Source organism: Micromonospora echinofusca, from assembly GCF_017614955.1.
Lineage (GTDB): Bacteria > Actinomycetota > Actinomycetes > Mycobacteriales > Micromonosporaceae > Micromonospora > Micromonospora echinofusca_A.
Window position 1 is genome coordinate 1 of record NZ_WVUH01000183.1, and the last position, 14,557, is coordinate 14,557.

Genomic DNA, 14,557 nt, shown 5'->3' on the forward strand with positions numbered 1-14,557 from the left:
GTATTCACCTGGGACATCACCAAACTGCCTGGCCCGGCCAAGGGCGTCTACTACGACGCCTACGTCATGATCGACATCTACTCCAGGTACATCGTCGGGCACCACGTCGCCGCCAGAGAGAGCGCCGACATCGCCCACGACTTCATCACCGAGGTCATCACCGTGCACGGCATCCCACAGGTCGTGCACGCCGACCGCGGCACCTCCATGACCTCCAAACGCGTCGTGACGCTGCTGGCCGACCTCCACGTCACCCGCTCACACTCCCGCCCACGCGTGAGCAACGACAACCCGTTCTCCGAAGCCGCGTTCGAGACCGTCAATTACCACCCCACGTTCCCCGAACGCTTCGGGTCACTGGCCGACGCCCGCGCGTTCTGCGACACGTTCTTCCAGTGGTACAACCACGAACACCACCACGCCGGCATCGGTCTGCACACCCCCGCCGACGTCCACGACGGCCATGTCGCAACCCAGCAGGCCCTTCGCGCCCACGCCCTCGACACCGCCTGGACCGCCCACCCCGAACGCTTCTCCCGCCGACCCAGACCCAAACCGCTACACCTGCCCGACGCCGTCTGGATCAACCCACCCGACCCAGCAACCGATCAGCCAATGCCACAAGCCGCGTAACACCGGCTGGCCTCACCGGCCTTGACAAGTTCCGGAGCCCTGTCAGCAAGTACTGGATGTCGCGTCGCACCGCCCGTCGCGCCCTGCGGGGCACGGATGACCTTCGGCATCAGCGGCGGTGACACCGAGGGCACGATCTGTCCCCCTCGCCGCGCGATCAGTCGGCGGCGGCCGTCGGGTGCGGCGGTTCGCAGTCGGTCTTGAGAAAGGTGACGGCCAGTTGTATGGCCGTTGCGGGCCGAAGTCGTAGGTGCTCGGCCGGGTACTCAGTGGGCATTCCTCCGACATCGAATTGGGCCCCTTGGTCGGGGTTTCCGCTGCTGGGTCATTGAGGTACACGCCGTCGTCGGCGATGTGAATCGCGAAAGCATGGGCCGGGTGACCGTGCCCGACCTGGACGCCGGGTGGCAGGTCGCCGGGGCCGTCGTTGGCGTCGTCGAAAATCGTGGGCACGACGGGCTCGCCTGCCTGCTGGATCTCGCGGAGAAGGGCTTCCAGCCCGTCGTGGCCGATCAGTTCGACCTCATGGTTGTCGCGCTGGCCGGCCCCGGCCGTAGGTCCATGTCACCCTCATGCAATCGCCTTCCGTTGCGGTGTAGATACGCCATTGCGTATCTACATCGGCAACGTGGCGTCCATAGACGGCCAGCTGCGCGCCGGCTGGCCGCATACGGGACAAGATCTTCCGGCGGGTCTGCTCCACCCCGCACTCACCCCTCCGCCACAGGGGCGCACTCCGGTCGACCAGACGACCAACTTGCACCTACTCCATCACGGCGCGCTTATCCAATGCGTGGGGTTTTGTGTCGGTTGATCGACACAAACCGATACCCAACGTGGGCTGCGGCTTACCGGCGCTATCCCGCTCGGCTGAAGATCAACCTAGCTTGACGGGTCCCGAGCCAGGCGTTCGGGACCCGTCTTTGCGCGCGAGCCCTCTCAGCCAGATGCACCTCTACGACCCGACGCGGTGCGCGCTCATGCCGAATTGGGGACGTGGCCGTGGGTGTCATGGCCGGGTCGTTCGGTTCCGTCGTCGACCGCGTACCGCTGCCGGGTGAGCTGGTGGTTGGTCACCCGGCAGCGGCGGTTACGCCGTCAACCGCGCGTGGTGCAGGATTGCGGCCAGCTCGACCGGCCGGTTGAGCATCGGCCAATGCCAGGTCGGTAGTTCCTCGAAGCGCCATACGTCGCCGGCCATGTGGCGGTACAGCGGCATTGTCGCGGCCATTCGCTGCGCCTGCTCGGCGGTGAAGCTCGACAGTACGCCGAGTCTGGGCAGACTCTCCCATGCCCCGGTCAGCCGGACCGGGGCGGTGGCGTTCGCCCACGGCTGGTCGACCGACCGCTCGTGCAGCAACGTGACGATCGAGTCATCCACGTCGGGCACGCTGGCGGCCACGTCGGCCCAGGGTGGCGGCGGCAGCCGCCACCCGGCACCGTGGTCGGCCACCAATGCCGCGTTGCGCTCGCGCTCGGCCGGCGGGGTGAACTCGACCTGGGCCACCCTGTCGGGCAGCGGGCCGGTGTCGACATAGACCAGTTGGGCGACGCGGTCGGTGACGCGGTCGGCGGCCGCGGTGACGACGCTACCGGCGTAGCTGTGCCCGACGAGTACCACGTCGCGAAGGCCCTCGTAGCGCAGGAGATTGACCACGTCGGTGACGTGGACGTCGAAGTCGGTGTCGGGACGGCCCAGGTGGGCCCGCTCCCCGAGGCCGGTCAGGCTGATCGGGTACACGTCGTGGCCGTGCCGGCGCAGTTGCGCGGCCGTCGAATGCCAGGCCCAGGCGCCGAGCCAGAACCCGGGGACCAGTACGAATGTCGTCATGCCCGGCACGCTACGGTCAATACCGGACAGTTTCCGCCCGGATTGGGAGGACCTCTTTGGCCAGGCCGACAGCCCGGGTACTCGCCCTGCTGGAGATCCTCCAGCAGGGCGGCACGTTCAGCGTCGCGGACCTGGCCCGCCGGCTCGGCGTCGACGAGCGCACCGTCCGCCGCTACGCGACCCACCTCCTCGACCTGGACATTCCGGTCGAGGCGCGCCGTGGCCGCTACGGCGGGTACCGGCTCGCACCCGGATACAAGTTGCCGCCGCTCATGCTCACCGACGACGAGGCCGTCGCCATCGCCCTCGGCCTTGCCGCCGGCCGCCGCGCGGGACTGGTCACCGATCACGCGGCCATCGAGAGCGCCGCCGCCAAGCTCCGCCGGGTACTGCCAGCCGCCCTTGCCCGGCGCATCGACGCGCTACTGGTCACCATGGACGTCACCGGGCCGGTCCGGCAGCCCACCCCGCCCGGCACCGAGGTGCTGCTGGTACTCGCCGAGGCGGCCCGCCACCGACACCCGGTACACCTGACGTACACCAGCTGGCACGGCCGCTCCAGCGAACGCGGCCTCGACCCGTACGGGCTGGTCTTCCACAACGGTCGCTGGTACGTCACCGGTCGCGACCACGCCAGCGGATCGGTTCGGACATTCCGACTCGATCGCATCGGCGCCACTCACGCCACCGCCGGAGCTTTCGAGGTACCGGCCGGGTTCGACCCCACCGGACACGTCCTCGCCGGACTGGCCTCGGTGGCCTACGCCCACGACGTCTCGGTCCTGCTGCACACCAGCCTCACCCAGGCACGGCGGCGGATCCCGCCATCAGTCGGCACACTCACCGAGGTCACCGACGGAGTACGGCTGACGACCCGAGCCGAACACCTCGACGGCGCCGCCCAGATGCTGGCCGGGCTCGGCTGGCCCTTCACCATCGAACGGCCCGCCGAACTCAGAGCCGAGGTGCGCGCCCTGGCCGCCCGCCTACTCACCCACGCAGACACAGGCGAGTAGACCCGCCACAACGGCCCGTCAACGTTGCAACGCCGGCAAACATGAAACATCCGCTCCTGCCGCGAGGCGCGCCGACAGGGCGCGTTGTGCTCGCCGCTGGCGACTGGCCTACGGGCAGGATTGACTACGAGTCTTGGACGAGGAAACACCCGTGCCGGCCGTCGGTGGAGATGAACGCGAACGCCACCGGTGCGGCGCCGAGGTTGAGGTAGAACGGTTTCCAGTTCGCATCGAGGCGCAGTAGGGGCCGCCACGGCCCGCTCTTGGGCCAGTCGTGCTCGTTGAGCATCAGCGCCGTCCCGCCGATCTTGTCCTGGTCCAGTGCCTGGAAGTAGCGGTCCCGTTCGTCTGGCGGCAGCGCCATGTAGGCGTCGTACGGCAGGTGCTCGGGGTCCTCGCTGCGGATCAGCTCGACGGTGTACTCCGCCGGCGACCCGTCGCCGTGGTAGAGGGTTGGGCCGCTGGTCAGTGGGCTGGTCGCCCCGTCGAAGACGCCGCCGGGCTGGATGATGACGGCGTTCTCGCCGCTGTCGGGGAAGATGACGTCCGGGTCGAAGTGCTCCACGTCGCTGCTGTGGTCGCCATGGGTGACGAACACGTAGGCCAGCCGCCCCGGGCCGGCACCGGCGAGCTCGGGCTCCAATGCGATCTGGCAGACGAACCGCATCGGGGTGTCCCAGCCTTGGCTGACCGGCCACTGCGGTCCGGTAAGCCAGACGGGCTGACCGCCGAACTTGGTGACCGGCTCGGTCACCGGTGCCTTGGCTTGGTGATAGTTCGCGATCCGCCATACGGCAGCCATGGCGGCGACCGTAGCAGATAGCCCCGGCACCCGGCCCGCAGCCAATCGTGACAGCGCTGGTCGGGTGATGGCGGGTCGACAGCGATGATCGCCGGTAGATATAGCATCAACCTCGACCTGCTCCTGAACGTGTCCTCATTTGCCGCGAGGCGCGCGCTAGGCAGCGTCCCGCCGGGCTGGTACAGGTGCCGTTGCGGGGGCATCCGGCCTTCCGGTCCCGGCCACGATCCACCCGGGACCTACGATGGGCTTGATGACCATTCCCGAACGACGACCCGACGACGTCCCCACCGACGAAGCCCGGGTCGACGACGCCCTGTGGCTACTCTCCGGCGTGCCTGTCGAACTCAACGTCGCCGTCAAGCGGCTCGGCCGTGGCAGCGGTGTCTACGCCTGGTGGGCTGCTCCCTCGGTCTTTCCCGACCTCCCAGGGCTGCCGAATGAGAACGTCCCGTCGTTACGGCTGCTGTACCTCGGACGGGCGACCAGCCTACGGGGGCGGATCTTGCGCAATCATCTCAGGCGTTCGGGCAGCTCGACTCTGCGCCGTACCCTGGCCGGGCTTCTTGTATCCGAGGGATTCCGAACGACCTGGACCGACCGTGTCGTCCTGGTCCCTGAGGATGAGGCGCGGCTGACCGCGTGGATGCACACACACCTGCGCTTGACGTGGGCGGAGGACGCGGAACCGGCGACCATCGAGGCCGAGCTTGTCCGGCGTTTGCACCCACCACTCAACGTACACGGCATCGACCCCGAGCACCTCCAGGCGGCCGTGGTGGCCGCCAAGAACTCATACAACGCCAGCAGCCGCCCGGCCGATCCTCCGCGAACGTCGTAACGGGTTGCCCGACATGCGGACGGATGCAGCCGTACGCTCACGCCGTCGACTTGGCATCACGTTGCGTTACGAAGCGCGGTGAAGCCGAGCGCGCGGTCGTGCCGATAAGACGGCGTCTGGTTGGTACCGCTCGGGTGACTTTCCCGCCTGCCTCTCCCGGATGACAAGAACTAAGGTCAGGGCATGATCGAATCCCAACGCGAAGCCGTACCGCGCAACGACGGTGGCGAACTCGACACCACCCTCGCCTTCTTGTCCTTTGCTCGATCATGCGTGCTGAAGAAAGTCGCCGGCTTGAGCGAGGAGCAGCTACGGCGCCGTCTGGTCGTATCCGACACCACATTGCTGGGCCTGGTCCAGCACCTGACCGGCGCCGAACGGTACTGGTTCGGCTACACGTTCGCCGGCGACCCGCGCTACGCCGACGTCAACGTCGACATGGTGGTCGAGCTGGATCGGTCCCCGGAACAGATCATCGCCGACTACCGGACCGCAATCACCGACAGTGACGCCCACATCATCGCAGCCGCCGGCCCCGACGTTCTCACCGCGCAGCCGGTCGGTGACGCGCCTCGTACGCTTCGCTGGGTGCTCGCCCACATGACGAGCGAGACCGTCCGGCATGCCGGTCACGCCGACATCCTGCGAGAGCTCATCGACGGTGCCACCGGCCGGTAGGAGATCGCGACTCGGAGCCGGTGCAACGCAGCCTCGTCGAGCACTCGGAGACCACCAACGGCCCGAAGGGTCGCAAGGTGACGGTGAGGAACGCACGGATCTGCCGCTGTCCGCGCGTTGGCCCCCGCCCGGCGCAGTGCGCGGTCGTGCCGATGTGCGGATGAGTATTTCTGGCCCTCGGTAGCTTGCTGCCGCTGCCCGGCTCAGGGCGGCCGGCGCTCCGAAACGTCCCGCGGCTCCGCTCCGGTGGAGTCCGTCATCTCTACTCTGCGGCCGACCGGAGGCATATCTGGTCGGATTGGCTACGCAGGTGGGTGGCTATTCAAGACAGCCTGAAGGGCGGCCCGTGCAGTGGCTTCCTGCTCGATCGCGTAGCCCCGGTGCAGGCAGCGTGGCGCGAAGGCGCCGACCTCATCCGGGCGTTGTGCGAGCTGCTGCAGGCGGCTGTGGGCGTTGAAGGGCCGACCTTCGTCGTGCGGCACGGTGCCGACGTCCACGACGTGAATGGTGGCGTCCGACGGCAGGTTGTCGTGGATGCGGGCGGTGATGCGGACGCCGCCGAGGTCGGCATCCGCGCAAATGACAACCCCGGAGGTCAGACGCGCCGCCTGGACGATCATCAACACCACGGCTTCGGGCGGCTGCCCGTGGCACCAGACAACCGGCAGGTCGGCCCGGGCGTCACAGACCGCTTCGGCCGCCTGCCGGTTCTCCACGACCAGCAGGACATCACCGGGCCCAGTGACGGTCAGTCGCGGCAGCATGTGAGGGCTCAACCGGATGTCGTGCGGCCCGGGCATCGCCGACAGGTCGAGGACGAGCCGTCGGTCGTGTGCAGCAAGATCGGGCCGCCGAGCCCGATGTACGGGTTGCGGGCCACGCCGAGTGCGATGAGTGTCTCGTGTTCGAAGCCCATCGCGGCGAGCAGGTGATGTACGTCGTCGCGGGCTTTCGTGTCGTTGGCGTGGCTCTGCACGAACGCGCGGAGGGAATCGTGGGTTCGGCCCTCGGCCAGGTCAGTGACTGCGCGCAGCGCCCACAGCAGCCGATCGGGGTGCGCGGTGCTGCGTAGTGCACGGCTGGCGTCCGGCCAGTCGTCGGCGATCTCCGACGCGATCTGCTCCGCCCTGGCGCGAAGGGTGATGGTCTCGTCGCGACGGCGGCTCCGGCGCTCTTGCTCGGCTGCCGTGAGGTCGGGGTGCGGGTACACCCGGCGTGGCGGCTGGGCCAGAGCGTTGCCGTTGAGGGTGTAGCCGATCGTCACGCAGCCGGATTGGGCGAGTTCCAGCATGATGCGCAGCGCGTCGGTGCCGAACTTGCTGTTGACACCGGCCCAGCTGTGCTCGCTGCGAATGACCCAGCTCCAGTCGCTGTCGCTGAGCAGCCCCTCCGGGCGTCGGGGAGCCTCGCTCGGTTCTGCGGTGCGGAGCCGCGCAAAGCGCGGTCTCGGTCGGCCTCGGCTGTCGCGGGGGTAGCGGCCGCTGGGAGGCAGTGGTGCGTAGGCGACCAGGCCCGGATAGTCGCGGATCCAGCTCAGGGTGATCTCGGGATCCGGTTCGCCGGGGATGGTGCCGTCGGTGTCGGTCATGTCTGCGGCTCCGGCCGGAACGAGGTCATCCAGTCGGAGAACAGTTGCACCCGGGCGGTGTCGGCTTCGCTGCCGATGACGACCGGTGCCTGGTTGTAGGGCATGACGTCGGACGGGCGTCGCAGCTTGATGTAGAGGCTGGACGCGCCGATCGCGTACCGCTCCATGTCGTCCTGCAGGGCGCCGACGACGCTGATCGCCCGGTCGCGGCCGATGTTCTCGAACAGGGCGACGGCGTCGCGGCGGTGGGCCGCACCGAGGTTGCGGCCGAGTTCGTCGAGGACCAGCAGCAGCGGCCGGTCCTGGGCGCCGGCCAGGGCCGCAGCGCAGAGCAGCTTCACCGGGCACGTGGTTGGCGGTCAGTCCTTCGGCGATGGCGAAGAGTCCGCAGCCGGCGAGGAACTCGTCGAAGATCCGTCGGACGATCGGTGCGGGTGGAAGGGTCGGGAGTGAGCGCGCGTAGGCGTTTGCCGTCGGCGGCTTTGGCGGAGTTGGGGTGAGGGCCGAGGTCGCGGAGGGAAGATTCGATCGGCGAGAAGGACGGCGGTATAGGCGTCACGCCCTCAGCTCGATGAGCCGAAGATCAGGTCGAGGTAGACATCCAACGCCCTCAGCGCCTGCTCGGCACCGTACTGGCCGCCGAGCAGATAGACACCGAGCCCTTCCATGAGTGCCAGCAGGCCGGCTGCGGCTTCGTCGGGCTTCGGGGACGGCATGAGGCCAGCCATGAAGTCGAGCATCTGCCCGGTCTCCTCGCGGAGGGGTGAAGTGGCCGGTCGTACCGCTGTGTAGGCGAGGAACCCCAGTGCCACCCGTCCTTCATCGCGGGTCTGGTCGTCGAGCGGCAACAGGGCGGCGATCATCGTCCGTAGCAGCCCACGCGGCGACGGGTTGTCACCCAACCGCGCGACAGCCTCGGTGACCCGGGTCTGGCTGCGCTCACGGACAACGGCCAGCGCGAACGTCATCATCTCGTCCTTGGTGCGGAAGTAGTGCTGCACCATCCCCGGGGAGATGCCGGCGTCGGCAGCCACATGGCGCAGGCTGATCGCCTCGAGGCCGTGTCTCGCGGCGACCCGTATCAACGCGTCGGCGATGAGCCTGCGCCGTTCCTCGGGGTCGACCTTCTTGGGCATGAGGCCGATGCTTTCACAGTTCGGTCTGGGGGATGTGCGGCCGGGTAGCCGGTCAGGTCACCACGGGTGTCGGCATCGAACCATCGCGGGCACCCGCATCGGTCAGTGGATCGTCACGGTTCCGGCGGTGGCGTCCACGGTGATGATCTGCCCGGTGGAGATCCGTCGGGTCGCGTTGGGAACGCAGATGACGGCGGGTATGCCGTACTCTCTGGCTACGGTGGGACCGTGGGCCATGACCGCACCGGTTTCGGTGACCAGTGCTCCGGCGGTGAGGAACAGTGGGGTCCATCCCGGGTCCGTGGTGGCGGTGACCAGGATGTCACCGGGTTCGATGTGGGCGGTAGCCGGGTTGTGGACAACCCTGGCGGGGCCGGTGGCTCGGCCCGCTGCGGCCCCTACGCCCGTTAGCGCGCCAACTGCGGCGGCCGGCGTCGAGCGGATCGCTTCCAGGTCCGTGCCGTCCGACAGCAGCGCCACCGGTACGGTCCGGCGGCGCAGCTCCCTCTGGTGGACCGCTCTGCGGGCGGTGATTGTCTTCCGGTGGTTGACGTTCTGGTGTACGGCGTTGTGCACTTCGTCGAGGGTCAGGAACATGATGTCGCCGGGCTGGTCGAGCAGTCCGGTGCGGGCTAGGTCGACGCCCACGAGGAGCAGTTGTCGTCGCATCTCCCGTAACCGGTACAGGCCGGCGAACTTGCCCGCCTCCCGCAGGCCCGCCAGCGCCCGGGCGCGGCGCAGCAGGAACCCGGCGAGTCGCCCCCGTATCGGCCTGTGCCGGCGGGCCCGGGTAACGAGCTTGTGAAGGGTTACTTCCGCCGTGGCCGCCGCGCGTGCGAAACGCTGGTCGGGTGCCTGCTCCGGATCGGTGACCCGTAGGTAGTTGGCGATCATGGCGAAGACCGGCGCTGGGTCTTCGTCCCAGCGCGGTACCCCGAGGTCGACTTCGGCGACACCTCGGTGGCCGTAGGTGTCGAGGAACGCCGCCAGTCCGATGTCTGGGAGCGTCCCCTGTCGGTACCGCGCCGCCAACTCGTCCGGCGGCGTGTGCATCAGCAACTGTCGGTGTTCGCCGGCCCGCTGGGCGAGCCGCCACAGCGCGAGATCCATTTCGATGGTGACATTGTGGGGCATCCCACCCAGTACGGTGTGGATCTCCTCCTCGCGTGCGATGCCCTTGAGCAGATATGCCGGCAACGTGGCCGCGAGCATACCGGCCAGGATGGGTGAGACGATGTCGTCGGGGCTGTTCGCCGGCTGCTGGGCCTGCACGAAGCGCAGCCGTTCCGCGGCGGTGCGCAGGCCGTCGGGCGCAATTGACTGGAGCTTCATCTGCTCGATGGCCTCGAACATCCGTGTCCGCGCCGCATCGGGTCGGGCCAGCGTCCGCACACCCCCGCCCACCAGCCGCACGGCCGTCCGTAGGGACGCGATGTCGGATCTACGCCGGCCTTGCGGGTGGTCCTTGCTCGGGGCGAACCGTGGATCCGCCAGGACCTGCCGCATGACCGCCTGGGCGCGCGGTCCGAAGTCGACGGCCATGAGCTTGACCAGTCGCTTGCGGGCGGACCTGCTGCGCGCCAGATCGGTCAGGTCGCCGTAGAGCCGCCCACCGATGTCCACGACCTCGGCTCTGATGCCGATCGCCATGAGCATCGCCGCGACCTGCGACTTCAGCGTTGACATGCCCATCGGCGTGACGGGCTGGAGCATGCCCTGGACATGGCCGAACTCCAGGTAGACGCGCGGAAGAGGTTTGTCGGTGTCCGGCGGGAGGGGGAAGAGCGTGGTGATCGGCCGCGACTGCAGCAGCCAGAGCTGCCCGTGCTCGTCGATCGCCCACTCCACATCCTGCGGGCAGCCGAAGTGCCGCTGTAGGCGCTCGCCGACGCCCCGCAGTTCGGCCAGTTGAGTCGTTGCCAGACAGCCGGTGCCATTTCGGTCCGACCCGTCGAGGATGTAATGGTCCACGACAGTGCCGCCGTCCACCACCGCGGTGCCAGGCCCCGGCGCGGCGTCGACCATCATCTCCGTGCGGCAGCCGGTCAGTGGGTTCGCGGTGAACAACACCCCTGACACCTCGGCAGTGACCATCCGTTGGACGACGACGGCCATCAGGACCGCGTGGCGGTCGATGTGGTGGGCATCGCGGTAGGCGACGGCGCGGGCGCTGTGCAGCGAGTCCCAGCACTTCTGGATCGCAGCGATCAGTTCAGTGATGCAGGTGACGTTGAGAACGGTGTCCTGCTGTCCGGCGAAGCTGGCGTCCGGCAGGTCTTCGGTCGTCGCGCTGGACCGTACCGCCACCGGGCCCGCGCCGAGCCTCTCGTACGCGTCGACGATCTCCGCCGTGGGTATGACGCCGCACCGGTACGCCTCGGTGGTGACGCAGAATCCCGGTGGCACTCGCTCGCCTCTGCGGATCAGCTCGCCCAGGCCGGCCGACTTGCCGCCCACCAGATCGACCATGTCGGCGGACGTCTCGGACAGAGGGATCACATGCATCGAGGGCACCTTCTTTGCAATACGACTGCATTGCGAACCACTGTACCCGTTTAGCAATACAAGTGCAATGCAACAGACTGCCCCGAAGGGTCTGCGTGGCGGCGCCGGCGGGCACGCCGAGTCGCTACCCGGTCGACCCCGACTGCACCAGCACTGTCAGCATCTGGGCCACCGCGTCCGCGCCGACGACCGCGGTCGCCCCGAGCAGCGCGGCGGTCGGTAGCGCTCGGCGCAGGTCACCTCCGCACAGGGCACGGTCGGCCCACTCCGGTGGCATGACACCGGCCAGCCACACCTCGTCCACCTTCGCCAGGGCCTCCAACGCCGCGCGCATCGTCTCCGCGACCAACCCGATCCCGCATCACCATCGCCGGCGAGCCCGAAGAGCACGTCGCCACGCCATCCGCGCCGTCTCCACCGGCACTACCGAACCCGAAACTCGACCCATCGACATCCCGCCACCCCAACACCGAGGAACATGCAGCTCTGGCAGCGACGCGCCCCACCCCGGTCACACCACCAAGATCAACAACAGCGTCCCGAATGTGAGACCGAGCCAGTAACCAATGGGTAGTCTGTGCGCTGCCTGAGGGGCGCCATTCGTCGGTGCCTCCGGACCCGACCACGGACAGGGGCTACGGATGGGTGCCGGCCGATCGAGGCGTACGGCGAGGCGCGCTGCGCTGGGTGTCGGCGCGAACAACGGCAGGCTGCTGTCGGGGGCAGCGCGACCGGTGGTGCCGGAGTGCGTCGAAGCGTCAGCGGTGGATGCGCCGGTGGCGGGCCCCCTGGGTCGATGGCTGTTACGCCACCGGGTGCAGCCGGCCGGCCCGGAGACCGGGGAGTCGCACGCCACGCCCCACTCCTGGTGGAAGGTGATGTGCCTGACCGGCGTGGACTACTTCTCCACCCTGTCCTACCTGCCGGGCATCGCCGCGCTGGCGGCTGGCGCGTTGTCGCCGCTGGCGACGATGCTGATCGTGGCGCTGACCCTGTTCGGTGTGCTGCCGATGTACCGCCGGGTGGCGCGGGAGAGCCCGCACGGGCAGGGGTCGGTGGCGATGCTGGAGCGGCTCCTACCGTTCTGGAAGGGCAAGCTGTTCGTCTTGGTGTTGCTGGGGTTCGTCGCCACCTCGTGGATCATCACGATCACCCTGTCCTCAGCGGACGCGACGGTGCACCTGCTGGAGAATCCGGTCCTGCCCGACGGGTTCCCGCACGGCACCACCGCCGCCGTTGTGGTCACGGTCGTGCTGCTGCTGATCCTGGGCGGGGTGTTCCTGCTCGGCTTCAGCGAGGCCGTCGGCGTTGCGATCCCGCTGGTCGCGGTGTTCCTGCTGCTCAATGCGGTCATCGTGGCCGTCGGGCTGGTTCAGGTCGTCCAGGATCCCGCCCTGCTGGCGGGTTGGACCAACGCGTTGACCGTCGGCACGAATGGCATCGGCGACGTCGTCGGCCCGGCGGTGCTGGCCTTTCCGCTGCTGGTGCTGGGCCTGTCCGGTTTCGAGACCGGCGTGAGCATGATGCCGCTGGTCCGCGGCGACGGCGCGGACGCGCAGGCGCGGCTGGCCGCGCGGGTCCACAACACCAAGCGTCTGCTGACCGCCGCCGCCCTGATCATGTCCGCTTACCTGATCCTGACCACGTTCGTCACCACCGTCCTGATCCCGGCCGAGGAGTTCCAGCCGGGCGGCGAGGCCAGCGGCCGGGCCCTGGCCTACATCGCGCACGAATACGTGGGGGAGGCGTTCGGGACCGTCTACGACATCAGCAGCGTGCTGATCCTGTGGTTTGCCGGCGCGTCGGCGATGGCCGGCTTGATCAACATCGTGCCGCGCTACCTGCCCTCGTACGGGATGGCACCGGAGTGGGGACGCGCGGTCCGGCCGGTCGTGATCGTCTACACGCTGATCAGCATCGCGATCACCGTGGCGTTCCGGGCCGACGTCAACGCCCAGGCCGGCGCGTACGCCACCGGCATCCTGGCGATGATGGTCTCCGGGGCGGTCGCGGTGACCATCTCCGCGCTGCGTCACCGGCAACGGCTGGTCACCGCCGGGTTCGCGGTGCTCACCCTGGTGCTGCTGTACGCGCTGGTCGAGAACATCATCGAAAAGCCCGACGGGATCACGATCTCCGGCATGTTCATCGCCGGCATCATCGTCGTGTCCCTGATCTCACGGGTGTCCCGCACCACCGAACTACGGGCCGAGCGGATCGAGTTCGACGAGACCGCGCGGCGGTTCGTCGCCGACTCGATCGAGTACGACGGCCGGCTGGACATCATCGCCCACCGCCCGGACGTGACCTCCGGCGCTGAGTACCGGGCCAAGGAACGTTCCCAGCGGAGCATGAACCCGGTGCCGGGAGCGGCGGACGTGCTGTTCCTGGAGATCGAGGTCATCGACCCGTCGGACTTCAGCGACGTGTTGCGGGTACGCGGCATCGAGGTCGACGGGCACCGGGTGCTACGGGTACAGAGCCCGGCAGTGCCGAACGCGATCGCGGCGATCCTGCTCGCCTTGCGCGACACCACCGGAGTCCGCCCACACGCGCACTTCGAGTGGTCCGAGGGCAACCCCATCGCGCATCTGATGCGCTACCTCATCCTCGGCCGGGGCGACACCCCACCCGTGGTACGAGAGATTCTCCGTAAGGCCGAACCTGACCCGGTTCGCCGCCCCGGCATCCACGTCGGCGGATGACTCCCGGAGTCCGGCCTGCAACGCGCCGAGACCTCGGCCCGCCGCGCCCAGCGCACGGCCGGCTCCCGGAACACAACACGGAGTTGGCGGATCATCGGTATGGTGGTTCGGCTGGTGTATCTGATGATGATCCGGCTGCTCGGCGCTCTGGGGCTGCTGGTCCGAGGCGACACCGTGTCGCTGGCTGAGGTCCTCGCCCTGCGCCATGAGGTGGCGATGCTACGCCGACAGCTGAACGGCCGACCCCGGGTGTACGACGCGATCACCCGGATCGCTCCGGTGAACTGGCCACCGTCGCGCTGTCCGACATCGAGACGCTGGAGTGGCTGTTCGCGCACACCATCGCGCAGCTGCTCACCGCCACCGTGGTCCTCGGCCTCGGCACCGCGCTGGCGGCCGGGATCGACCCCTGGCTACCCGCCCGCCGCGACCCCGATCACGGTGACCCCTGGCTGCTGCGCCGGCACGCCGAGCGGCACGGTGCCCAGGTCCGCGCCGCCACCACCGAGCTGACCGCCGACATCGTGCACGGCCTACGCGAACTGACTGTCTTCGGGGCGCTGCAGCGGCACCGCGCACACCTCGCCGCCCGTACCCAGCAGCTCGGGCGAATCCAACGGCGAAGCACCGCCCGCGCCGGTGCCGAGGCCGCGCTGATCGACACGCTGGTCGCCGTCGCCGTCGCCGTCGCCGGCATCGGCGCGGTGGTGGTCCTCGACGGCGTCCACGCCGGACGGCTCGACGCCACCGCCGGCCCCATGGCGCTGGTCCTTGCCGGTGCGATCCTCGGCCCGGCCAGTCAGGTGGCCCCCTACTCAAGGA

Annotated in this window: 13 protein-coding genes and 1 pseudogene; 6 read left to right on the forward strand and 8 right to left on the reverse strand. The window is 68.8% G+C overall.

Annotated elements, in window-relative coordinates; translation table 11 throughout:
- A partial coding sequence (locus tag GSF22_RS20060; protein WP_208815260.1) for a DDE-type integrase/transposase/recombinase occupies positions 1-633 on the forward strand: 633 nt, incomplete at its 5' end.
- Between the two features lie 1,090 nt (positions 634-1,723).
- Here GSF22_RS20060 and GSF22_RS20065 read toward each other — a convergent pair.
- On the reverse strand, positions 1,724-2,464 hold the full coding sequence (locus GSF22_RS20065) for an alpha/beta fold hydrolase (RefSeq protein ID WP_208815261.1): 741 nt from the start codon (positions 2,462-2,464) through the stop codon (positions 1,724-1,726).
- A 56-nt stretch (positions 2,465-2,520) separates the two neighbouring features.
- On the opposite strand from GSF22_RS20065, the gene GSF22_RS20070 reads away from it, so the two are divergent.
- Entirely contained in the window at positions 2,521-3,480 is a 960-nt protein-coding gene (locus GSF22_RS20070; protein WP_208815262.1) for a helix-turn-helix transcriptional regulator, read from the forward strand.
- Positions 3,481-3,604: 124 nt separating this feature from the next.
- Here the strand turns inward: GSF22_RS20070 and GSF22_RS20075 are convergent, their stop codons facing one another.
- Positions 3,605-4,282, reverse strand: a complete 678-nt coding sequence (locus GSF22_RS20075; protein ID WP_208815263.1) for a hypothetical protein — start codon at positions 4,280-4,282, stop codon at positions 3,605-3,607.
- 253 nt (positions 4,283-4,535) lie between these two features.
- On the opposite strand from GSF22_RS20075, the gene GSF22_RS20080 reads away from it, so the two are divergent.
- Both GSF22_RS20080 and GSF22_RS20085 read left to right on the forward strand, forming a co-directional pair.
- On the forward strand, positions 4,536-5,123 hold the full coding sequence (locus GSF22_RS20080; protein WP_244367830.1) for a GIY-YIG nuclease family protein: 588 nt from the start codon (positions 4,536-4,538) through the stop codon (positions 5,121-5,123).
- 183 nt (positions 5,124-5,306) lie between these two features.
- Positions 5,307-5,801 carry a DinB family protein gene (locus GSF22_RS20085; protein ID WP_208815265.1) on the forward strand — a complete coding sequence of 165 codons (495 nt, stop codon included), beginning with the start codon at positions 5,307-5,309 and terminating at the stop codon, positions 5,799-5,801.
- Positions 5,802-6,103: 302 nt separating this feature from the next.
- On the opposite strand, the gene GSF22_RS20090 is transcribed toward GSF22_RS20085, so the two are convergent.
- From GSF22_RS20090 to GSF22_RS20115, 6 genes are all read right to left on the reverse strand, one after another.
- Positions 6,104-6,565, reverse strand: a complete 462-nt coding sequence (locus GSF22_RS20090) for a DUF2399 domain-containing protein (RefSeq protein WP_208815266.1) — start codon at positions 6,563-6,565, stop codon at positions 6,104-6,106.
- Between the two features lie 8 nt (positions 6,566-6,573).
- Positions 6,574-7,389 carry a hypothetical protein gene (locus GSF22_RS20095; RefSeq protein WP_208815267.1) on the reverse strand — a complete coding sequence of 272 codons (816 nt, stop codon included), beginning with the start codon at positions 7,387-7,389 and terminating at the stop codon, positions 6,574-6,576.
- Positions 7,386-7,730 (reverse strand): hypothetical protein, encoded by a 345-nt coding sequence (locus tag GSF22_RS20100; RefSeq protein ID WP_244367832.1) that lies wholly within the window; start codon positions 7,728-7,730, stop codon positions 7,386-7,388. The genes GSF22_RS20095 and GSF22_RS20100 overlap by 4 nt, the downstream gene beginning before the upstream one ends.
- Before the next feature lie 222 nt (positions 7,731-7,952).
- Complete coding sequence (locus tag GSF22_RS20105) at positions 7,953-8,525, reverse strand: TetR/AcrR family transcriptional regulator (protein WP_208815268.1); 573 nt, start codon at positions 8,523-8,525, stop codon at positions 7,953-7,955.
- Positions 8,526-8,627: 102 nt separating this feature from the next.
- The gene (locus tag GSF22_RS20110; RefSeq protein ID WP_244367833.1) at positions 8,628-11,087 is read right to left on the reverse strand and encodes a PEP/pyruvate-binding domain-containing protein; all 2,460 of its coding nucleotides are present in this window, start codon (positions 11,085-11,087) and stop codon (positions 8,628-8,630) included.
- A gap of 67 nt (positions 11,088-11,154) precedes the next feature.
- On the reverse strand, positions 11,155-11,379 hold the full coding sequence (locus GSF22_RS20115; RefSeq protein ID WP_208815269.1) for a hypothetical protein: 225 nt from the start codon (positions 11,377-11,379) through the stop codon (positions 11,155-11,157).
- 292 nt (positions 11,380-11,671) lie between these two features.
- Here GSF22_RS20115 and GSF22_RS20120 point away from each other — a divergent pair, with 292 nt between their 5' ends.
- Both GSF22_RS20120 and GSF22_RS20125 read left to right on the forward strand, forming a co-directional pair.
- Positions 11,672-13,735 carry an amino acid transporter gene (locus GSF22_RS20120; protein WP_439957795.1) on the forward strand — a complete coding sequence of 688 codons (2,064 nt, stop codon included), beginning with the start codon at positions 11,672-11,674 and terminating at the stop codon, positions 13,733-13,735.
- A 365-nt stretch (positions 13,736-14,100) separates the two neighbouring features.
- Positions 14,101-14,557, forward strand: a pseudogene (locus GSF22_RS20125) (hypothetical protein); the annotation flags it as partial.